Annotated in this window: 21 protein-coding genes; 13 read left to right on the forward strand and 8 right to left on the reverse strand. The window is 61.0% G+C overall.

Going from position 1 to position 19,953, the window contains the following annotated elements; genetic code table 11:
• Positions 1-17: 17 nt before the first annotated feature.
• The gene (locus BLV09_RS18485; protein ID WP_100387160.1) at positions 18-398 is read right to left on the reverse strand and encodes a hypothetical protein; all 381 of its coding nucleotides are present in this window, start codon (positions 396-398) and stop codon (positions 18-20) included.
• A gap of 188 nt (positions 399-586) precedes the next feature.
• On the opposite strand from BLV09_RS18485, the gene BLV09_RS18490 reads away from it, so the two are divergent.
• From BLV09_RS18490 to BLV09_RS18515, 6 genes are all read left to right on the forward strand, one after another.
• Complete coding sequence (locus BLV09_RS18490; RefSeq protein ID WP_146688373.1) at positions 587-1,993, forward strand: aldehyde dehydrogenase family protein; 1,407 nt, start codon at positions 587-589, stop codon at positions 1,991-1,993.
• Between the two features lie 199 nt (positions 1,994-2,192).
• Entirely contained in the window at positions 2,193-3,713 is a 1,521-nt protein-coding gene (gene adh / locus BLV09_RS18495; protein ID WP_146688374.1) for an aldehyde dehydrogenase, read from the forward strand.
• Positions 3,714-3,839: 126 nt separating this feature from the next.
• On the forward strand, positions 3,840-4,220 hold the full coding sequence (locus BLV09_RS18500; RefSeq protein ID WP_146688375.1) for a DUF779 domain-containing protein: 381 nt from the start codon (positions 3,840-3,842) through the stop codon (positions 4,218-4,220).
• Positions 4,221-4,237: 17 nt separating this feature from the next.
• A complete protein-coding gene (locus BLV09_RS18505) occupies positions 4,238-4,804 on the forward strand; it encodes a DUF2478 domain-containing protein (protein ID WP_174556553.1) in 567 nt (188 codons plus the stop codon).
• Between the two features lie 80 nt (positions 4,805-4,884).
• A complete protein-coding gene (locus BLV09_RS18510; RefSeq protein WP_100383823.1) occupies positions 4,885-5,499 on the forward strand; it encodes a cysteine hydrolase in 615 nt (204 codons plus the stop codon).
• 473 nt (positions 5,500-5,972) lie between these two features.
• Entirely contained in the window at positions 5,973-7,553 is a 1,581-nt protein-coding gene (locus tag BLV09_RS18515) for a PQQ-dependent sugar dehydrogenase (RefSeq protein WP_433994405.1), read from the forward strand.
• A 41-nt stretch (positions 7,554-7,594) separates the two neighbouring features.
• Here the strand turns inward: BLV09_RS18515 and BLV09_RS18520 are convergent, their stop codons facing one another.
• Positions 7,595-7,801, reverse strand: coding sequence for a hypothetical protein (locus BLV09_RS18520; RefSeq protein ID WP_100383825.1), 207 nt, complete (start codon positions 7,799-7,801; stop codon positions 7,595-7,597).
• Positions 7,802-8,500: 699 nt separating this feature from the next.
• Between BLV09_RS18520 and BLV09_RS37335 the strand changes: the two genes are divergently transcribed.
• Complete coding sequence (locus BLV09_RS37335; protein ID WP_167558785.1) at positions 8,501-8,908, forward strand: hypothetical protein; 408 nt, start codon at positions 8,501-8,503, stop codon at positions 8,906-8,908.
• A gap of 235 nt (positions 8,909-9,143) precedes the next feature.
• On the opposite strand, the gene BLV09_RS18535 is transcribed toward BLV09_RS37335, so the two are convergent.
• Genes BLV09_RS18535 through BLV09_RS18545 form a run of 3 tightly spaced genes read right to left on the reverse strand, consistent with a single transcriptional unit; the run spans position 9,144 to position 11,774 of the window.
• Entirely contained in the window at positions 9,144-9,557 is a 414-nt protein-coding gene (locus BLV09_RS18535; protein WP_146688379.1) for a Rieske (2Fe-2S) protein, read from the reverse strand.
• A 17-nt stretch (positions 9,558-9,574) separates the two neighbouring features.
• A complete protein-coding gene (locus BLV09_RS18540; protein WP_100383828.1) occupies positions 9,575-10,687 on the reverse strand; it encodes an amidohydrolase family protein in 1,113 nt (370 codons plus the stop codon).
• Between the two features lie 25 nt (positions 10,688-10,712).
• Positions 10,713-11,774, reverse strand: a complete 1,062-nt coding sequence (locus BLV09_RS18545; protein WP_146688380.1) for an amidohydrolase family protein — start codon at positions 11,772-11,774, stop codon at positions 10,713-10,715.
• A gap of 298 nt (positions 11,775-12,072) precedes the next feature.
• On the opposite strand from BLV09_RS18545, the gene BLV09_RS18550 reads away from it, so the two are divergent.
• A complete protein-coding gene (locus tag BLV09_RS18550) occupies positions 12,073-13,587 on the forward strand; it encodes an amidase (protein ID WP_146691186.1) in 1,515 nt (504 codons plus the stop codon).
• Positions 13,588-13,673: 86 nt separating this feature from the next.
• Here the strand turns inward: BLV09_RS18550 and BLV09_RS18555 are convergent, their stop codons facing one another.
• Entirely contained in the window at positions 13,674-14,660 is a 987-nt protein-coding gene (locus BLV09_RS18555) for an ABC transporter substrate-binding protein (protein WP_146688381.1), read from the reverse strand.
• 266 nt (positions 14,661-14,926) lie between these two features.
• Here BLV09_RS18555 and BLV09_RS18560 point away from each other — a divergent pair, with 266 nt between their 5' ends.
• From BLV09_RS18560 to BLV09_RS18575, 4 genes are all read left to right on the forward strand, one after another.
• Positions 14,927-15,379 carry a MarR family winged helix-turn-helix transcriptional regulator gene (locus BLV09_RS18560; protein ID WP_146688382.1) on the forward strand — a complete coding sequence of 151 codons (453 nt, stop codon included), beginning with the start codon at positions 14,927-14,929 and terminating at the stop codon, positions 15,377-15,379.
• Positions 15,380-15,440: 61 nt separating this feature from the next.
• Entirely contained in the window at positions 15,441-16,022 is a 582-nt protein-coding gene (locus BLV09_RS18565; RefSeq protein ID WP_146688383.1) for a cysteine hydrolase family protein, read from the forward strand.
• Positions 16,023-16,024: 2 nt separating this feature from the next.
• On the forward strand, positions 16,025-16,354 hold the full coding sequence (locus BLV09_RS18570; RefSeq protein WP_146688384.1) for a hypothetical protein: 330 nt from the start codon (positions 16,025-16,027) through the stop codon (positions 16,352-16,354).
• An 8-nt stretch (positions 16,355-16,362) separates the two neighbouring features.
• The gene (locus BLV09_RS18575) at positions 16,363-17,589 is read left to right on the forward strand and encodes an MFS transporter (RefSeq protein WP_146688385.1); all 1,227 of its coding nucleotides are present in this window, start codon (positions 16,363-16,365) and stop codon (positions 17,587-17,589) included.
• Between the two features lie 61 nt (positions 17,590-17,650).
• Here the strand turns inward: BLV09_RS18575 and BLV09_RS18580 are convergent, their stop codons facing one another.
• Positions 17,651-18,400, reverse strand: coding sequence for an SDR family NAD(P)-dependent oxidoreductase (locus BLV09_RS18580; protein ID WP_146688386.1), 750 nt, complete (start codon positions 18,398-18,400; stop codon positions 17,651-17,653).
• Between the two features lie 254 nt (positions 18,401-18,654).
• On the opposite strand from BLV09_RS18580, the gene BLV09_RS18585 reads away from it, so the two are divergent.
• The gene (locus BLV09_RS18585; protein ID WP_146688387.1) at positions 18,655-19,536 is read left to right on the forward strand and encodes a LysR family transcriptional regulator; all 882 of its coding nucleotides are present in this window, start codon (positions 18,655-18,657) and stop codon (positions 19,534-19,536) included.
• A 17-nt stretch (positions 19,537-19,553) separates the two neighbouring features.
• On the opposite strand, the gene BLV09_RS18590 is transcribed toward BLV09_RS18585, so the two are convergent.
• Complete coding sequence (locus tag BLV09_RS18590) at positions 19,554-19,907, reverse strand: MarR family winged helix-turn-helix transcriptional regulator (RefSeq protein ID WP_244549144.1); 354 nt, start codon at positions 19,905-19,907, stop codon at positions 19,554-19,556.
• Between the last annotated feature and the right edge of the window lie 46 nt (positions 19,908-19,953).

Below are 19,953 nucleotides of genomic sequence, written 5' to 3' on the forward strand. Positions count from 1 at the left end.
ACTTGCCGCAAGGTCGCCTAATGCGCCCGGAGCGCCATTTTCTGCGCCGGCTGGGCCACTAAAGCCTCGCCGAGTTCGCTTTGCTGGTCGCGCGGGATAGAAAAGCAGACGCTGAAGCCGTCGACGGTACGCAGCGTCACCATGCCCTGCGTGGGATCGGACGATTGCTCGACCACCCATGACGCCAGCGGATATGCGTAGCGCAGGCTTTGATCGCCAAATCGGGTTTGAAGAGCCTTGTCGATCAATCCCGGCAGGGTCATCGCCAGCGCGCCGACCTGGTTCAGCGATAGCCGGATCGTCGCCGGCTTGCCGTTGGAATCGACAAAACCGAGCGAAATGGCGTCGCCATCGGCTGCGACCTCGCAACTGGTGAGCGCCTGGGTTTCGATCTCCATCATCAAGCTCCCGGACCGTTATTCGTTATATTCTCTGGAATATATCGCTATCCCGCCGGCCGCGTCCAGCCGGTATTAAAGTCAGCCGGACCGCCGCCGGACCCGGTAGTCCGCCTCCCGCATTCGTGATATACATAAAAATATAACGAGGCCTATGGAAAAGGTCCGTACACAGGGAGAGCAAAGCCATGAGTGATTTCAAGCTTCTCATCGACGGCAAGATGGTAGCCGGCGACCAGACCATGCCGGTCCTCAATCCCGCGACCGAAGAGGTGCTGGCGCAATGCCCGCGCGCCTCCAAGGACCAGCTCAATGCCGCCGTTGCCGCGGCCAAGGCGGCGTTTCCGGCCTGGTCGGCGACCCCGATCGAAGAGCGCCGCAGGCTTGTCACGAAAATGGCCGACGTCATCGAAGCCAATACCAACGAGCTGGCGCGCCTCCTGACCAGCGAGCAGGGCAAACCGCTCGCGGATGCCACCGGCGAGGTCATGGGCATGGCCGGCTTCTTCCGCTATCTCAGCTCGCTCGACCTGCCGATGCGCGTGATCGAGGACAGCGGCGATCGCCGCGTTGAGGCCTATCGCCGCCCGCTCGGCGTGATCGGCGCCATCATTCCCTGGAACTATCCGCTGCTGATCCTCAGCTTCAAACTGCCTTCCGCGCTCTTGGCCGGCAATACGCTGGTGGTGAAGCCGGCGCCGACCACCCCGCTGTCGACGCTGAAATTTGCCGAGCTGGTCAAGGATATCCTGCCCAAAGGCGTGTTGAACGTCATTGCCGACGCCAACGATCTCGGCGACTTAATGACCAAACATCCCGACATCCGCAAGATCTCCTTCACCGGATCGACCGCGACGGGCCAGAAGGTGATGGCGAACGCAGCAGCGACTTTGAAGCGCATCACGCTGGAACTGGGCGGCAACGATGCCAGCATCGTGCTCGACGACGTCGATCCGAAGAAGGTCGCGCCCGGCATTTTCGAAGGCGCGTTCCAGAACTCGGGCCAGGTCTGCCTCGCCATCAAGCGGCTCTACGTCCACGAGTCGGTCTATGACGAAATCTGCAACGAGCTGGTGGCGATTGCCAAGAACACGGTGGTCGACGACGGATCGAAACAGGGCACCAAGCTCGGGCCGCTGCAGAACAAGATGCAGTACGAGAAGGTGAAGGGTTTCCTCGAAGACGCGCGCAAGAACGGCAACGTGATTGCCGGCGGTTCGGCGATGGATCGTCCCGGCTATTTCATCGAGCCGACCATCGTGCGCGACATCAAGGAAGGCTCCAGGCTGGTTGACGAGGAACAGTTCGGACCGGTGCTGCCGGTGATCAAATATTCCGACAATGAAGACGTGATCCGCCGCGCCAACGCCACCAATTACGGCCTCGGCGCTTCGGTCTGGTCGTCGGATACCGCGCGCGCCCACAAGATCGCCAGCCGTATCGAGGCTGGAACGGTCTGGATCAACAAGCATCTCGACATGGCGCCGCATATCCCGTTCGGCGGAGCTAAGCAGTCGGGCATCGGTACCGAATTCGCCGAGGAAGGTCTCGCCGAATTCACCCAGCTCCAGATCATCAACGAAGCACGCACCTAACTGATGCAGAAGACCGCTGCGGCGACGCCGCAGCGGTCAAGCCCGTGACGGAAGTAACTACCGTCGAGCATTTCTTCCGTCGTTTTGGAATTCAGGACAATGCGTTGCTCGGGTGAGCCGAGCCTGCACAACGCCTAACGCCTCGAAATTCGGCGTCGTTCCTAAAAAACCGGCTAGTTCCGGAACCAGGGAGAATGTCATGTATCAAGAAGCGATCGAGAAAGTCTCCAAGCAGGTACTCATCCGAGACCGATACGAAAATTTCATCGGCGGCAAGTGGGTGGCCCCGACGGAAGGGCGCTACTTCGACAATCCCAGCCCGATTACGGGCAAGAAACTCTGCTCGGTTCCGCGCTCCTCCGCGGCCGACATCGAGCTGGCGCTGGACGCGGCGCACAAGGCCAGAGATGCCTGGGGCAAGACGCCGGTGGCCGAGCGCTCCCGCCTGCTGAACAAGATCGCCGACAAACTGGAAGCCAATCTCGACCTGCTGGCGCTGGTCGAGACGCTGGACAACGGCAAGCCGATCCGCGAGACGACTTATGCGGACATGCCCCTGGTCGTCGATCACTGGCGCTATTTCGCCAGCGTCATACGTGCCCAGGAAGGCGGCATTTCGGAAATCGATGCCGAGACGGTCGCCTATCACTACCACGAGCCGCTCGGCGTCGTCGGCCAGATCATTCCGTGGAATTTTCCGATCCTGATGGCGACCTGGAAACTGGCGCCGGCACTTGCCGCGGGCAATTGCGTGGTGCTCAAACCGGCTGAGCAAACGCCGCTCGGCATCCTCGTCGTGATGGAGCTGATCGCCGATATCCTGCCGCCCGGCGTCGTCAACGTCGTCAACGGTTTTGGTGTCGAGGCCGGCAAGCCTCTGGCGCAAAACAAGCGGATCGCGAAGATCGCCTTCACCGGCGAGACCACGACGGGGCGGCTGATTATGCAATACGCGTCCGACAATATCATTCCGGTCACGCTCGAACTCGGCGGCAAGTCGCCGAACATCTTCTTTGCCGACGTCGCCGGTGCGGACGATGAGTTTTTCGACAAGGCACTCGAAGGTTTCGCCATGTTCGCCCTCAATCAGGGCGAGGTCTGCACCTGCCCCAGTCGTGCGCTGGTTCAGGAGTCGATCTACGACAGGTTCATGGAACGCGCGGTCGCCCGGACCAAGAAGATCAAGCAGGGCCACCCGCTCGACGCGACAACCATGATCGGCGCTCAGGCCTCGAACGATCAGCTGGAGAAAATCCTGTCCTATTTCGACATCGGCAAGCAGGAAGGCGCGAAAGTGCTGACCGGCGGCAAGCGTGCGCAGCTCGGCGGCGAGATCGCCGAGGGCTATTACGTCGAACCGACGATCTTCGAAGGCAACAACAAGATGCGCGTGTTCCAGGAGGAAATCTTTGGGCCGGTCGTATCGGTGACGAAGTTCAAGGATGAAGACGAGGCCCTCGCCATCGCCAACGACACGCTTTACGGGCTTGGCGCCGGCGTCTGGACCCGTAACAGCAATCGCGCCTACAAGTTTGGACGCGCGATCCAGGCCGGTCGCGTATGGACCAACTGCTATCACGCCTACCCGGCCCATGCCGCCTTCGGCGGCTACAAGGCGTCCGGTATCGGCCGTGAAAACCACAAGATGATGCTCGATCATTATCAGAACACCAAGAACATCCTGGTGAGCTACGGCACCAAGGCGCTTGGTTTCTTCTAGGATCTGGCGGGAATAAATAGAAATTGGAAACGTCATTACGAGCGAAGCGAAGCAATCCAGGGCAACGAAGGAAGAGCTGGATTGCTTCGTCGCTTTGCTCCTCGCAATGACGAGAGGGATCTGGTTATGGTCAATCGCGTCGAGATCACCAATAAGGCGGCCGAAATGCTGGCGCGGCTAAAAAGCCAGCACGGCGCGCTGATGTTTCATCAGTCGGGCGGCTGCTGCGATGGCTCGTCGCCGATGTGCTACCCGGCGGGAGATTTTCGTGTCGGACCACAGGACGTGCTGCTGGGCGAGATTGCGGGCTGCCAGTTTTATATCGGCGCAGCACAATTCGAATATTGGCGGCACACCCAACTGATCATCGATGTCGTGCCGGGGCGCGGCTCCGGCTTTTCGGTGGAAGCGCCTGAGGGCGTCAGGTTCCTCACGCGCAGCCGCGTCTTCACCGATGAGGAAGTAAGCCAACTCGAGGCGGCCGGACCACCCTCGCGGGCGGCCTGATAGAAAAAAGGCTCATCATGTTTGACTCCCAATGCGATCTCGCGGCGCTGGTCTACGAACAGGACCAGGATCCCGATCAAGTCCTGCGCGATTTTGCCGCCGACCTGAATGCCCGAGGCTCTCGCGCGGTCGGGCTGGTGCAGCTTGGCCACCATTGCGTCGATGCGCCGAAACTATCTGCAATGCTGGTGCATACCGGCGAAGAACTGCAACTGTTCCAGGATCTCGGCACTTGCGCGGCGGGCTGCAGGCTGGATGTCGGCCAGTTGCTCGACGCCGGCAGCCAGGTGGCGAGCGCCATCGATCAGGGGGCTGACCTTGTGATCGTCAATCGCTTCGGCCGCCAGGAGCGTGAAGGCAAAGGTCTTTCATATCTGGTGGAGCGGGCGTTGAGCGCCGATATTCCTGTCGTGATCGCCGTGCCCAGCCACCGGTTCGCGGACTGGATCAAGTTTGCTGACGGCATGAGCGTAAAACTCCGCTGCAACCGCGAGGCCCTGGACGCGTGGTGGAACGCCGTCTCGGCGCGGAACGCCGGATTCGTCCGCCGGGATCACCAGACCGTCTGCGAAGTTCTCAAATAGATCCCGCTTTGGAACACAGGCACTGCACGGGATCCTTGCGTCGTGAATTAACGGGCAACGCGCGAATGTGGGAGAAGCCAATGAATCCGGCAACAACAGCCATCGTCCTGATCGAATATCAAAACGACTTTACGACGGAGGGCGGCGTTTTTCATGATGGTGTCAAAGACGTCATGCAATCGAACAACATGCTCGCCAACACAGTGGAAGTCGCGAACAAGGGTCGTGCCGCAGGCGCAACTGTCATGCATGCGCCTATAACCTTCGCTGAAGGTTACGGCGAGCTTACCGGCAAGCCTTATGGAATTCTGAAGGGCGTTGTCGACAATAAAGCCTTCCGCAAGGGATCGTGGGGCGCGGCGATCGTCGACGTGTTGAAACCGCACCCCGAAGACATCGTTGTCGAAGGGAAACGCGGTCTTGATGCCTTTCCCAGCACCAACCTCGATTTCATTTTGCGAAGCAAGGGAATCCAGACCGTGGTGCTGGCTGGCTTTCTCACAAACTGCTGCGTGGAATCAACCATGCGTAGCGCATACGAACGTGGATTTGACGTCGTAACGCTGAAGGATTGCACGGCGACGCTGAGCCAAGAGGCACAGGACATGGCGCTAACTCACAACTTTGGAATGTTTTCGCATCCCATGAATCATGACGAGTTCTTGAAGTCGCTGGCCGGAAGTTTCGCTCGGTAACTTCTGGATGCAGTGAGATCCCGGACGAAAAGATTCAATTGTTCGACGACGGCCATTTCGTCAGGGATCGATTGCCAAAAAATTGACGCATCCATCTGCGAATTCAGATTGCCGTGCATGGGCAGCCGCGATGGCCGCTGTCCCGAGTTCAATGGAAGAACCGCAGCCCGCCCGACGCCGGTCGGCGGCTTGGCGCCGCGATACAAATTTATAATTTGGGCTCGGATGCGAACGTCTGAACTGCGCAGAGGTGCACTATGCCGCGGACATATTTGTCATCGATCGGTTCAACTTCCCGATGGTCTTGTGGACGGAGTCTCCTTGTCACTGCGGTGATAACGTTAATATCGTGGTCGGCGGCGACGCCAACCCAAGCGGCTGCCGGCAGTTGCAGGGGCGACGCAGCCGGCATCACTCTGCCCGACGGCTTCTGCGCTACGATCTTTGCAGACAACATTGGCCACGCCCGCCAAATGGCAGTTGCGCCTGATGGAACACTCTACGTCAACACCTGGAGCGGCATCTACTACAACAACGGCCCCGTTCCAGCGGGCGGCTTTGTCGTCGCGCTGAAGGACACGCACGCGGACGGCCGCGCCGACGTCATCGAACGGTTCGGTGAAACGGTCGCAAGTGGCGGGCACGGTGGCACCGGCCTCGTATTCTACAACGGCATGATCTACGCCGAGATCAACGACCGCATCGTGCGCTACCCACTCGCACCAAACGAGGTCGCACCCAAGGGCGCAGGGGAAACGGTCGTCTCGGGCCTGCCCACCACCGGCGACCACCCGATGCATCCCTTCCTGATCACGCCGAAGGGCGATCTTTTCGTTGACCTTGGCTCGGCCACGAACGATTGCGAGAAGCAGAATCGATTCCCTCACTCGCCGGGGAATGATCCCTGCACCGAGAAGATGACTCGCGCCGGTATCTGGCGCTACGACGCGAACAAGACCGACCAGCACTTCTCGCCAGCCGAGCGATTTGCGAGCGGCATTCGGAACAGCGAAGGACTCTCGCTTGATGCCGCCGGCCGCATCTTCGCCACACAGCATGGACGGGACCAACTCCGCGAGGATTGGCCGGAGCTTTATTCAGCGCAGCAGGGTCAGGCGTTGCCGGCTGAAGAGCTTGTCGAGCTGCGACAGGGTGCCGATTACGGTTGGCCGGAATGCTATTTCGACAACGCCCAGAAGAAGCTGGCGCTCGGGCCGGAGTATGGCGGCGACGGCGGCAAGAAGATCGGTGTCTGCGCCGAGCGGCAGGAGCCAGTCGCATTCTTTCCGGCACATTGGGCGCCCAATGATATGAAGATCTATCTCGGCAACACCTTCCCGAAAGCCTATCAGGGCGGCGCCTTTATCGCATTCCACGGTTCCTGGAACAGAGCTCCCGGGCCGCAAGGCGGCTACAACATCGTGTTCCAGCCGCTTGCCGATGGCAAAGCAACCGGGGCCTATACTGTCTTTGCCGATGGTTTTGCCGGCACCGTGAAAGATCCCGGTCGTGCAGCGTTCCGGCCTTCGGGGCTGGCGGTCGCTCCAGACGGTGCGCTCTTTATCTCGGATGACGTGCACGGAAGAATTTGGCGCGTCACCTACCAAGGCGGCAACCCCGAAGCCGCGGTCGCGGCGGCGCCCGCGCCCGCAGGCGTGGCCCCGGCAACCTCTTCAGCTGATGCGCGGCCGCCGGAAGGCGTCCATCCCGACGCAGGGAAAGCCACCGCCGCGCTACCCGTGCCAAAGGGTTTCACGCCAGAGCAGGTCGCGCTCGGAAGCCGTGTTTTTCACGGAGAAGTGGCGGACGGCACCTGCGGCGGCTGCCATGGTGCCGACGGAAAGGGATCACCGGTCGCTCCGGATTTGACAACCGGAAAATGGCTCTGGAGCGACGGAAGCTTGCAGGGCCTGGAGACGACGATCAAGAACGGCGTGCCTGAGCCGAAGGCCCATCCCGGCGCCATGCCGCCGATGGGTGGTGTCGTCCTTTCGCAAGCTGACCTGGACGCCGTTTCCGCTTACGTCTGGGCGCTCGGTCACAAAACCCCGTGAAGACCGAGCTCGCGAGGTCGGAGGGAGCTCGACGACTATTTTTAGAGTGTTTCCTGCTTGTGCCCGCATTGCTTGCAGACAAACTTGACGCGAACCTCGCCTTTCGCCGCCTGGACACGGTTCGGCGCGCCGCATTTGCCGCAGATCGCCTCGATGCGGGTATTACCCTGCTTGATGACGATGTTCTTCTTTTCCATCGTCTCGCGGATCAGGCGCTCGGCCTCTTCGCGCATCGATTGCTTCGACATGAGCTCCTACCTGCCATTGGAAATACGAACCGGGGCGTCTTACCACACCCGCATTGCATTTTCTTGAGGCTGGAGGCCAAATATTCGCGGCTGTGCCGCCATTTTGATGTCGGGCCAGGTTCAGGCCACGTGACCGGCCTGACAGATCACCGATCCGCCAACGCGCAGGACCGCAGGTGCGACAGCCCCCCGGTCCCAACTATGAGTCGCCTATAATTTCTTGTGAAAGGAAATCATCTTCTCGGCTATCTCGGGCACTTCGGCCTGAGAAGGGCTCGCCACTTCGGATAGAGCTCCACGTTGGAGCACAAGCGTTGTATTTTCTCGATCGACGAAATGAAGATCCATATTCCAGTTATCGGGGCTGATCAGCTCGGGATTGGGATGCCCGCATCCTGCGCCAGAAGCGTTCCTGCACGTAGCAGCTTTGTCAGAAAATCAGAGGCGCGTGACATCTGTAACAATGGATTCGCTCAGCCACACGCGCGGTTCACTCAGTGAATTAAAATTTAATCAGGCCTCGCTCTCGCAGAGTTGAGCAGAGGATTGATCGCATGCCAGTGGCGATTTGCCAAAGCGATGGCCACCTCTACTGGGACTCGTGGTTGGGAGCGATATCTCGGACGGAGAATGGTTATGTTGCGCAAGACAGTTATCGCGTTGTTAGCAGTTGCGTCTGTTGGCTTGGCTTCGCCAACGATGGCGTTGGCTCGTGGCGGCGGAGGCGGAGGAGGAGGAGGAGGAGGTCACGGAGGCGGCGGCTTCGGCGGTGGCGGCTTCCACGGCGGCGGATTCGGTGGCGGTGGATTCCATGGTGGAGGCCTTGGCGGCTTTGCAGGTGGATTCCACGGTGGCCAGATGGCCAGCGGATTCAATGGCGGCGGTTTCCGTGGCGGTGAATTCCACGGCGGCGGATTTCATGGTCACGACTTCGGACGCCGTTTCGGATTCGGCGGCGGCTTCTACCCATATGGCTACTACGACGATTACGCTTACGATTATCCGGACAGCGATACGTACTACGACAACGGCAGTTGCTATGTGGTTCAGCGACGTGTGCACACCACGCATGGCTGGCGCTTGCAACCCGTTCAAGTGTGCGGTTGATGGGCGATCGCAGATTGACGTTGATCGCGATCTGGAACGGTCGGCCAACAGATTGAACTTCGGTGACCGTCAAACGACCTCAGCACGCACTCTCTCGTGCTGAGGTCCTTTTTTTCACGAGCGCGCATACGCTATCGCTGTCGCTGTCTCGACCTTTCGTTTTGAGCATGATTTCCTCGCAAACGCTTCGCGTTTGTCGCGCGAGAAAACCGCTACCCACTTTTCCGGGTCATGCTCAGGTCTCAACGATGACGTAACTGTCCTCGATGTGAACCGTGAAGGTCTCGGCCACATAGGGACCCTTCACCAGTTCCTCACCGCTCTCGATCGCGACCGGATAGGAGCGCACCTTGACGCGCTTCGGATCGAACCAGGATTGCCCGTTGCGCATGTCGAATTCCCAGCCATGCCAGGGACAGCGCAGCAATTCGCCGACCCGCGAACGCTGATAGACTCCGGGCTCCGGCGAGGTCAGCCGCGCCACGCATGCGGCCTTCTCCAGCGGCGCGCCTTCGTGCGGGCAGCGGTTGAGCAGTGCAAAGAACTCGCCGTTGACGTGGAACACGACGATATCGCGGCCGTCCACATCGACCACCTTGTTGCCGCCAAGCGGGATGTCTGTGGTGCGGGCGACGATATGACGGGCCATCTTGGCTGGACTTGCGATTACAGTTTGTAGAGCGCGCGGGCGTTGCCGTTGAAGATCTTGGCCCGCTCGGTTTCCGACAGCGGCGTCTTGAACGCAAACCGCGGATCGTCGAAATCCCAATGCGGGTAATCCGACGAGAACAACAGGCGGTCCACGCCGACCCAGTCGATCAGCGATCGCAGATGCTTCGCCTCATCGGGCTCGTCGATCGGCTGCGTCGTGAACCAGAAATGCTCCTTCACATATTCGGAAGGACGGCGCTTCAGATGCGGGACTTCGTCGCGGAAGTGCTCGAAATGCCGGTCCATCCGCCACGTGGTCGAGGGAATCCAGCCGAAGCCCCCTTCGATGAACACGATCTTGAGGCGCGGGAAGCGCTCCGGAATGCCTTCAAGCACGAGGCTCGTGAGTTGAGCTGAGACCGAATGCGCGTTGCTCTGGTGCTCCTCGACATAAAAAGACGGCCAGCCGCCGCCAGTCGGCGCATGTCCGCCATAGCCGCCCACATGAATGCCGAGCGGCAGGTCGAGTTCCTGGGCACGCGCGTAGATCGGCCAGTAACGGCGGCGGCCGAGCGGTTCATTGGCGCGCGGCGACACATTGATCTGGATATATTGCCCGACCTTGGCGCAGCGCTCGATCTCGGCAATCGCTGCCTCCGTGTCGTCCTGTCCGACCAGGATCGAGGCTTTCAGGCGCGGCTCGCGGCTGGTCCAGTGCGCCAATTGCCAATCATTGACGGCGCGCTGGATCGCCGCGCCGAATTCCAGGTTCTGCTGCGAGAAGATAAAGAGATCGAGCACCTGCAGGATGCCGAATTCGACATCGAGCGGATCGAGGTGCTGCTTGCGCATGAAATCGAGATCCGATCCGGGCGGCCCGCCAGTCGGCGGCCACGCGTCACGGCGCGCGATCAAGGGCGAAGACCGCGGATAGGGCGTGGTGCCGATATAGGGCGTCCGCAGATGGTCGCCGTAAGTTTTCAAGTGCTCCTGCCAGCGCCTGGCCAGGAACGGATTGAGATCGGAGCGCGCATGCAAGCTCGGATGCACATCGCAATCGATGATCCGCAGCCGGCTCTTGGCGGAGGCTTCCTTCTCAAGGATGGGGCGGTCGATGACGTCACTCATGCGATCCTCCTTCGGACAGCGTGTTTCATGCGGCGAGCTTCAGCCGCGGAAAGGTTTCAAGCGGATTATCGGCGCACATGCGCGAGACAAGACCGGCGGGCAGATGCGGCGGTATCGCGTCATCGCCGTCGAATTGCCAATGCGGGTAATCGGACGCAAACAGGAACATCTTGTCGGAGCCGATCTGCTCGATGACATCGGCGACACCTGCCGCGTCGGGCGGAGCATCGAATGGCTGCATGGTGACACGGATATGGTCGCGTATGATCGCCGCCGGTTCGCGTTCGACCCAGGGCACCTCGACACGGACGCCGCGCCAGGTCTTGTTGGCGCGCCACATGAAGGCCGGCAGCCAGCTCACACCTGATTCCATCAGCACGACCTTGAGGCCGGGATATTTGCCGAACACACCCTCGTAAATCAGGCTGAGCACCTGCGCCTGAAACGCCTGCGCTTCGGCCATGTAATATTCGTAGCGATAGGACGGCCAGCCGACCGAACTCGGCGCGCTCCGATACTGGCTGCCGGCATGAATGGCGATTGGCAGTTTATATTTTTCGGCGGCCTGCCAGACCGGCCAGTAATGCCGCCGACCAAGCAAACTCTCGCCTTGCGCCAGCACCAGGATCGAAACGAACCTGTTGTCGCCAGCGCGGCGTTCGATTTCCTCGATCGCGAGATCCGGCGCCTGCAGCGGAATCACGATCGATGCGCGCAGCCGGGAATCCTGCGCCAGCCATTCGGCCGCGATCCAGTCATTGATCGCCTTGCAAAAGGCGGCTGCCATATAGGGATCGTACACCGCCTGCGCGCCATAAAGCACATTGCAGATCGCGTGCGAGGCGCCGAGCTGGTCGAAGGCCCCGCGTTGCACCATCGCGAGGTCGCAACCCGGCTTGCCATGGGCCGGCCGCCAATCGGCTCGGCCAGACAGCGGCATGTTGGGCGGATAGCTCGTGAGATCGAGACCGTCGATCGCCCGGCTCACGACCTGTTCTTTCCAATGATCGTCGAGATAAGGCAGCAGCGTGGTGCGCGTTCCGCCCACCGCGGGATGAATGTCGCAATCGATCCGCGTGGCCGCCATGGACATTTCCCTGGATGTCGTTCCCGTATTTAGCGTTTTTGGCGGCTATTTCCTGCCGCGCGGCGAATGTGCCTCCGTCGATCCCCCAGCGCAAGGGTCAGATAGAGGTCAGACGGCGCAGATCAGGCTGACCTGAAGAGCGATTTCGCATGGATGCATCACCCATCCACAACTCTCCGTGAGAGATTGTGGCGCGACGACAATTCCGTTTCCTGATTGCACGCTCCTTGCATGTTAGCTGAAGCGAAGAATGAGCTGCTCATCGCGAGCGTGGATGGCTTGAGAGATTGGATTGCAAATGGACAACAAAATGGGACGTCGGGATTTTTTGGGTACGGTCGCGCTTGCAGGCGCCGTCGTTGCGACGACACGCTCACCGTTCATCAGCCCGGCTGCAGCCGCTTCAGAGGCCGGCGGTGAGATCACTTCGAAATCGGCCACCGAATTGGCCGCGGCGATCCGATCCAGGAGCCTCAGCTCCAAAGCCATCGTCGAAGCGCATCTCGAGCGGATCGCCAAGGTCAATCCAAAGCTCAATGCCATCGTCCAGTTGACCGCCGATTCCGCGCGCAAAGAGGCGGACGAATCCGATGCGGCCCTAGCCCGCGGCGAAATCAAGGGACCGCTGCACGGCGTCCCCATCACTATCAAGGATACGCTGGAGACCAACGGCGTGATCTGCACCGGCGGCACCAAAGGCCGCGCGAATTTCGTTCCCAAGGCTGACGCCACGGCAGTTGCCCGGCTTCGTGCCGCCGGCGGGATCATCTTGGGCAAGACCAACGTACCGGAATTGGCCGGTGCGATCGAAACCGACAATCTGGTCTATGGACGCACCAACAATCCTTATGACCTCGGCCGCACGCCGGGCGGCAGCAGCGGCGGCGAGGCCGCGATCATCTCCGCCTGCGGTTCGCCGCTCGGTCTCGGCACCGACGCCGGCGGCAGCATTCGAATTCCGGCGCATTTCTGCGGCCTTGCGGCGATCAAGCCGACCTCCGGCCGCGTGCCCCGAACCGGCCAATTCCCGATGCCGCTCGGCGCCCGCAACGCAGTGTTTCACGTCAGCCTGATCGCTCGAAAAGTCGAAGACCTCGCATTAGCGCTGCCTGTCATCGCAGGGCCCGACTTCCGCGATCATTCGATTGTCGGAATGCCGCTGATGGATCCGAAAGGGGTGACGTTAAGCGGACTGAAACTGGCCTATTTCGAAGATGACGGCATGGCGACGCCGACCAAGGAAATCAGCGCAGCGGTCCGCGATTCCGCCAAGGCCTTCATGGATGCCGGGGTCAAGGTCGACGAAAACCGGCCGCCGGACGCCGGCAAAGCCGGCACCGTGTATTTCGACATGAGCCGCGGCGATGGCGGCGCCGGCACGCGCGCGTTCCTCAAGAGCATCGGCAGCGATCCGATCTCGCCGCTGTTCGAGCAGGCCCTGACCCATTCGGTCGCGCCGGCAATGGCCAACACCACCGATGCCCTCGCCGCATTCGTGCGATGGGATCTCTTCAGCAATTCAATGCTGCGCTTCATGGAGAACTACGACGCGATTCTTTCCGCGGTGGCGCCGTTTCCGGCATTGCCGCACGGCACCAGCTTCGATGAAGAGAATCGCAAAGGATTTGGCTACGCGCAGGCCTACAATCTGACGGGATGGCCGACCGCAACCGTGCGCGTCGGCACTTCGCCCGAAGGGCTTCCGCTCGGCGTCCAGGTCGCTGCCCGGCCGTGGCGCGAAGACGTCGCGTTGGCGCTGGTTCAGCACCTCGAACGAACCTTTGGCGGGTGGAAGATGCCCGCCGCAATTTAAAGCGCCGGGTGTTATCTCGTCCGGCGACAAATCAGTTCCAACTACCGTGCGGATGCGGGAAATAGTTTCGCATCCGCTGCAAGGCGTTATTCGATGACCTCGTCGGCCAGTGCGAGCAAGGAAGGCGGCACTTCCAGCTTCATCGCTTTGGCCGTCTTCAGGTTGAGCACAAACAGATAGCGCGTCGGCTGCTCAAACGGCAATTCACCGGGGCGCGCGCCTTTGAAAATGCGATCGACGAGTGAAGCCGCGCGATCGAATGACTCCTTCAGGTCCGGCCCGTATGACATCAGGCCCCCTTCCCGGGCGAACACATCATATTCGTAGATCGAAGGAATGCTCCGCCGCTTGGTGTAGTCGAACACGCGCTCAACGTTGACGTTGGTGAGCAAGTCCGAAACCATCAGCAGCGCGTCCGGTCGATCGCAATCCATCATGGCGAATGCCTGATTGAAATCATCGGGCTTGCGTACGCTTGCAGGCTGGATGGTGATGCCAAAGGCTTGCGCGGCCCCGACAGATGCGTCGTAGCGCAGCGTCATTCCCAGATCGTCCTTGTTCCACATCACCGCGACGCGACGGATGCCCGGTGCCAGCTGCTTGAGCAATCCGAGACGCTTCGTGGTCAGCGTGCTCGCCACGTCGGAAATGCCGGTGATGGTACCTCCCGGCCGATCGAGATGGTCGACAAGGCCCGTCGCAACAGGGTCGCCAGCGCCATAAGCGACAACCGTGGAAATACCGGATTGTTTTGCAGCAATTGCTGTCGGATAGCCGATGGTGACGACGACATCGACCTTTGCGGCTTTCAGATCGCCCAGCAACTGCGGAAGTGCGGAGAATTCCGCGAACCTGCCGCGAGGGCCCTCGAGCTCCAAATTCTGGCCGAGAACGTACCCATACCTCGCGAGCGAAGCCAACAAGAGCTTCACGTCAGGAGACATGTCGGAACTCGGCACACCCGGGCTCAACATGGCTAGGCGATAAACCTTGGTTGGGCTTTGGCCGAATGCCACACGAGGCGCCGCCATGATGGCGCCGCCGAGCAACGCGATAAACCAACGTCTTTTCACAGCATTGATCCCGAACACAGCGGCGGCCCGCCCGGACTACCACTGCGTCATCTCTGGTATAGCGGCAGCCGCATCCTGCCAACTCCTAATGTTTCCATGAACAGCCTCACCGCCCGGCGTTGACCCACGTTGGAACCAACGGAGGCCGATATGTGGCAGACGCATCCTTCGCCAGCGCGAACTCGCGCACGACGACGAAATCCATCTCGCCGAATTTTACGAAGTTTACCTTTGTAGTCTGGCTTGGTATTTGCTAGACTTCGGGCATGAGCAAACGAAAAGCGGAATCCGACGCCGCCCGCGCCTCGGCTTTGGCAACGGAACTGCACACGCTGAGCAGCAAACTCAAGCGGCGGCTACGCGAGCTGGCTTCGGCCGGAGATCTCACGCCGTCACAAACATCGGTGCTGATGCATCTGAACCAGAACGGGTCCATGACGGTCACTACCCTCGCTCGGATGGAGGGCGTCCGCTCGCAATCCATGGGCGCCACCATTGCCGTGCTCGAAACCGCCGGATTGGTGAAGGGATCACCGGATCCCGCGGACGGCCGGCAAACGATACTGTCTCTGACAGCCGCCTGCCGCGAATTGATCCGAAGCGGCCGCGCGGCGCGGCACGATTGGCTGTTTCACGCCATTCAAACCAAGCTTACGCCGCAGGAACAGGAGCAACTCGCTGCGTCGATGAGCCTGCTCAACCGCATCGTCGATACCTGACAAACCGGCCCCTCTGCCTTGCGGCCGCGGCCGACGAATGATTCCAACCATGGAGAACGATATGACCATCAGTATGCTCGATGCGAACACCGCTTTGCTCGTCATCGATTTGCAAAAGGGCATCGTCGGCCTGCCGACGGTGCATCCGATGGCCGACATCGTGCAGAAAGCCGTTGGACTGACCGCCACCTTTCGGAAGCACGATTTACCGGTCGTGCTCATCAACGTCGATGGCGGGCCGCCAGGTCGTACCGAACAATCCCTTAGTACCCGTGCGTTTCCCCCAGGCTGGGCCGATCTCATTCCCGAACTCAACCAGCAACCAAGTGACCACCTCGTCACGAAGCGGACGCGGGGCGCTTTCACCCATACCGACCTCGATAAATATCTGAGGCAGCGCAATATCACCCAGGTCGTGATCGCAGGCGTCGCTACCGGCAGCGGCGTCGAATCCACAGCGCGGCACGCCCACGAACTCGGATTCAACGTCGCGCTCGCCATCGATGCCATGACGGACATGGACGCCGATATTCATCACAACAGCGTTGCGCGAATCTTTCCCAAGCTGGGCGAGACCGGCACGACGCAACAGATCATCGATCTCCTCGATGCACCATCGCGTAGCGAAAAAGGGAACGCCTGACCATGGAATCGCTTCATTATCTGGCTTATTTCGGCGGCGGTGCTGTCCTCACCAACGCCGTTCCACATCTCGTCAGCGGCGTGATGGGACGCCCGTTTCAGAGTCCGTTCGCCAAGCCGCCCGGCGAGGGACTTTCCTCGTCGACCGTGAATGTCCTCTGGGGCTTCTTCAACCTGGCGATCGGATACCTGCTGGTCTGCCACGTCGGCGATTTCGATCTGCACGCCCTCGATGACGCGGCCGCGCTGGGATTGGGCATTCTTCTGTTCGGTGTAATGATGGCCCGCATGTTCGGCCGGTTTCACGGTGGCAACTCACCCGTTCAGGAGTGAGCGGCGGCGTGGAAGGCATATTCCGCTCGCTGCAGAATCCGAACTACCGGATCTGGGCCGCGGGCGCGTTGGTATCCAACATCGGCTCGTGGATGCAGCGCACCGCGCAGGATTGGATCGTCCTCACCGAACTGACGCACCGGAATGCAACCGCCGTCGGCATCGTGATGGGATTGCAATTCGGCCCGCAGATCCTGCTGCTGCCGCTCACGGGTTTTGCCGCTGACCATCTCGACCGGCGCAAGCTCCTGTTCTGCACGCAGGCCGCGATGGGGCTGCTCGCGCTCGGCCTCGGGCTGCTGGTGGTCACGGGCCTGGTACGGCTGTGGCACGTCTACGTCTTCGCGTTTCTGCTGGGCTGCACGGCCGCCTTCGATTCACCGGCACGGCAGACCTTCGTCGCCGAGCTCGTCGACGAGCGCCATCTTCCCAACGCCGTAGGACTCAATTCAACGTCCTTCAACGCCGCGCGCATGATCGGGCCTGCGATTGCCGGCGGCCTGATCGCCGGGGTCGGCTCCGGATGGGTATTCCTGATCAACGCCTTCTCCTTCCTCGCGGTGCTGTGCTCGCTCAGTTTCCTGCGCCTCGATCAACTAAAACCCGGCCATCGCGCCGTTCGCACCCGTGGCAGCTTCGTTGAGGGCTTTCGCTACGTGTTGCGGCGACCGGATCTCAAAGTCATCTTGTTGATGCTGTTTCTGGTCGGCACGTTCGGATTGAATTTTCCGATTTTCATCTCGACCATGGCGGTCAGCGTGTTCCACGCGGGCGCCGGCCAGTATGGATTGCTGACTTCGATGATGGCGGCGGGATCGGTGACGGGCGCGCTGATGGCTGCAACGCGGGCGAAGCCGGGAATTCCTGTTCTGCTCGCGGGCGCGGCGACCTTCGGCGGCGGCTGCGCGGTGGCGGCGGTGATGCCGAGCTATATGCTGTTTGGACTGGTTCTCTTCGTGATCGGCATTGCCGCACAGACGCTGACGACATCGACCAACAGCCTCGTGCAGACATCGACCGAGCCCGGCATGCGCGGCCGCGTGATCGCCATTCTGCTCGCGATCGCATTGGGCGGCACGCCGATCGGCGCACCGATCGTGGGTTGGGTTGCCGACACCTTCGGACCGCGCTGGGCGCTCGGCGTCGGTGCTGCGGCCGGTCTTCTCGCCGCGGCGGTCGCGGTCATCTATCTTGCGAGGCACCGGCATCCCGCCCTCGACGCGGGATCAGCGTAAGGGCGTTACCCGACGAACGCGGACGGCGAGGAGATCACCGACCGCGTTACGGTGTGCCCGTTCAGACCTGGGTGATGCCGCCATCCGCGACCAGATCGATGCCGGTGCTGTAGCTGCTATCATCGGACGCCAGGAACAGGACGGCCGAGGCCATCTCTTCGGGGCGACCGATGCGGCCGAGCGGCGTGATGCCCGCGAAAAACGCGCGCGCGCCGTCGGCCTCTTCTTTGGTCTTGAACTGGCTGTCGATGATCGGCGTGTCGACCGCACCGGGTGAAAGCGTGTTGACGCGGATACCGCGGTCCTTCAATTCCATCGCCCAGGTGCGCGCGAAAGAACGCAGGGCTGCCTTGGTAGCGGCATAGGTGCCGTGCTCGGGCAAGCCCTTCAGATGCAGGCCGGAAGACACCAGCACAATCGATCCGCCCTTGCGCAAGAGGGGAAACGCCTTCTGCACGGTGAAGTAGACGCCGCGGGCATTGATCCCGAACGTCTTGTCGAAATGCGCTGGTGTTGCGTCCTGCGTCAACTTGCGCTCGACAAAACCGGCACTGGCGACAACGATATCAACCGCGCCTTTGACATCTTTTACGGTCTGATAAAGCCGGTCGAGGTCATCGAGATCGGCAACGTCGGCTTGCACGGCGGAGACGTTCTTGCCGATTTCGGCCTTCGCCTTGTCGAGTTCGCCCTGGCGCCGTCCGACAATGAACACATAGGCGCCTTCCTCGACGAATTTTTTGGCCGCCGCCAAACCGATACCGCTGGATCCACCGGTGATGACGGCAACTTTTCCATTTAGCTTGGACATGACATAGACCTGTTCCTGTTTGAGGGGGCGCGACGCCGTTCGGCGAAGTCGCGCCGTTTGAGATGTCGATGGTGACGAGGAGCCGGCGCGTTATCTGCTCCAGCGGCCGGATTCGAAATCGGCTTTGAAGGCATCGAGGCGGTCTTGCAGGGCCATGGGAAATCTCCGCTAGTTTGGGTTGGCCCGCAGAATCTGGTTCATTTGCCTGAAAAGGGGTATATGGCAAAGATGGACATTATTTATTTGGATTACAAATGAGTGACCGCTTACAGGAATTGGCCGTGTTCGTGCGCGCGGCGGAAAGCGGCAGCTTTTCCCGCGCCGCCCGCGAACTCGGCCTGTCGCAACCATCGGTTTCGCGCATCATCGGAGAGCTGGAAGCGCGGCTTGGCGTCACGCTGCTTCTGCGCACCACGCGCCGCATCACCGTGACCGACGCGGGCGCATTGTTTCTCGATCGCGCCCGCGAGATCCTGGCCGAGATCGAGGACGCGGAAGACGCCGCGCGCGGGCTCGATTCACTGCGCGGCCTCATCCGTCTCGCCATTCCCGTGGTCTACGGCACGCGCGAGATCATCCCTCGCCTGCCAAAGTTTCTGGCCGCGCATCCCATGCTACGCGTCGAGATGTCGGTTGCCGACCAGCGACAGGATCTCGTTGCCGATGGCGCTGATATCGCCATCCGCCTAGGCGACTTGGATGACTCCGTATTCGGTGCGCGCAAGCTGGAGACGCTGGAACGAATGCTGGTGGCGTCGCCGGCCTATCTGAAGGCACGCGGCACACCGAAAACGCCGGCGGATCTCGCCGCGCACGATTGCGTCTTTGGTCCCGGCAATTTCGGCCGCGATAGCTGGTCGTTCCGCCGCAACGGCACCGAGACGTCAGTGGACGTCCGCGGACGCATTCATACCAATTCGGGTCCCGGCGTTTTCGCGAGCGTGATGGCGGGCCTAGGGATCGCGATGGTCTCGACGGTCATGGCGGGGCCTGAAGTAAAGGCGGGTGTGCTGGTGCCGCTGCTGCGCAGCTACAAGCTCTCATCCGTGGACGTGCACGCGGTCTTTCCCGGCGGCCCGCGCCCATCGACAAAAGTCCGCGCCCTGGTCGATTTCCTGGTTGAAGAGCTTAAATAGCCCGGTCGCGCCGCGCTTTAGTCGCGATGGTTGAAAGCGGCCACAAAATCTTCGGACACGACATACTCCAGCGCCTTGCGCAGCGAAGCTGACTTCGCCGTGCCAAACGCCGACTCGAATCCCTCCTGGGCACGTTTCCAAAGGGGCGCCGATTCCTCGAGCTTCCGTCTCCCGGCGGCCGTCAAGGCGACGAGACGGTTGCGGCGGTCAGCCGGGTCGATACGGACTTCGACCAAACCGTCACGCTCGAGCGGCTTCAGATTATGCGTCAGCGCCCCCCGGTCCATGACCAGCGCCTCGGCCAATTCCCCAAGCGCCGGCGTTCCGGTCCGGGCGATTTGGTTAAGGATGGCCCGCTGAGTGGTCCGCAATCCGCAAGGCTCCAATGCAGAATCATAAAGCTGCGAGACGCGCCGC

This window comes from Bradyrhizobium canariense (genome assembly GCF_900105125.1).
GTDB classification, from domain to species: domain Bacteria; phylum Pseudomonadota; class Alphaproteobacteria; order Rhizobiales; family Xanthobacteraceae; genus Bradyrhizobium; species Bradyrhizobium canariense_A.

Coding starts and splice junctions, on each gene's coding strand:
- BLV09_RS18510 (WP_100383823.1), top strand. CDS start 4,885: ATGAATCCGGCAACAACAGCCATCGTCCTGATCGAATATCAAAACGAC.
- BLV09_RS18490 (WP_146688373.1), top strand. CDS start 587: ATGAGTGATTTCAAGCTTCTCATCGACGGCAAGATGGTAGCCGGCGAC.
- BLV09_RS18570 (WP_146688384.1), top strand. CDS start 16,025: ATGGAATCGCTTCATTATCTGGCTTATTTCGGCGGCGGTGCTGTCCTC.
- BLV09_RS18535 (WP_146688379.1), bottom strand. CDS start 9,557: ATGGCCCGTCATATCGTCGCCCGCACCACAGACATCCCGCTTGGCGGC.
- BLV09_RS37335 (WP_167558785.1), top strand. CDS start 8,501: ATGGCGTTGGCTCGTGGCGGCGGAGGCGGAGGAGGAGGAGGAGGAGGT.
- BLV09_RS18545 (WP_146688380.1), bottom strand. CDS start 11,774: ATGGCGGCCACGCGGATCGATTGCGACATTCATCCCGCGGTGGGCGGA.
- BLV09_RS18550 (WP_146691186.1), top strand. CDS start 12,073: ATGGACAACAAAATGGGACGTCGGGATTTTTTGGGTACGGTCGCGCTT.
- adh (WP_146688374.1), top strand. CDS start 2,193: ATGTATCAAGAAGCGATCGAGAAAGTCTCCAAGCAGGTACTCATCCGA.
- BLV09_RS18520 (WP_100383825.1), bottom strand. CDS start 7,801: ATGTCGAAGCAATCGATGCGCGAAGAGGCCGAGCGCCTGATCCGCGAG.
- BLV09_RS18500 (WP_146688375.1), top strand. CDS start 3,840: ATGGTCAATCGCGTCGAGATCACCAATAAGGCGGCCGAAATGCTGGCG.
- BLV09_RS18580 (WP_146688386.1), bottom strand. CDS start 18,400: ATGTCCAAGCTAAATGGAAAAGTTGCCGTCATCACCGGTGGATCCAGC.
- BLV09_RS18565 (WP_146688383.1), top strand. CDS start 15,441: ATGACCATCAGTATGCTCGATGCGAACACCGCTTTGCTCGTCATCGAT.
- BLV09_RS18485 (WP_100387160.1), bottom strand. CDS start 398: ATGGAGATCGAAACCCAGGCGCTCACCAGTTGCGAGGTCGCAGCCGAT.
- BLV09_RS18505 (WP_174556553.1), top strand. CDS start 4,238: ATGTTTGACTCCCAATGCGATCTCGCGGCGCTGGTCTACGAACAGGAC.
- BLV09_RS18560 (WP_146688382.1), top strand. CDS start 14,927: ATGAGCAAACGAAAAGCGGAATCCGACGCCGCCCGCGCCTCGGCTTTG.
- BLV09_RS18585 (WP_146688387.1), top strand. CDS start 18,655: ATGAGTGACCGCTTACAGGAATTGGCCGTGTTCGTGCGCGCGGCGGAA.
- BLV09_RS18515 (WP_433994405.1), top strand. CDS start 5,973: ATGGCAGTTGCGCCTGATGGAACACTCTACGTCAACACCTGGAGCGGC.
- BLV09_RS18540 (WP_100383828.1), bottom strand. CDS start 10,687: ATGAGTGACGTCATCGACCGCCCCATCCTTGAGAAGGAAGCCTCCGCC.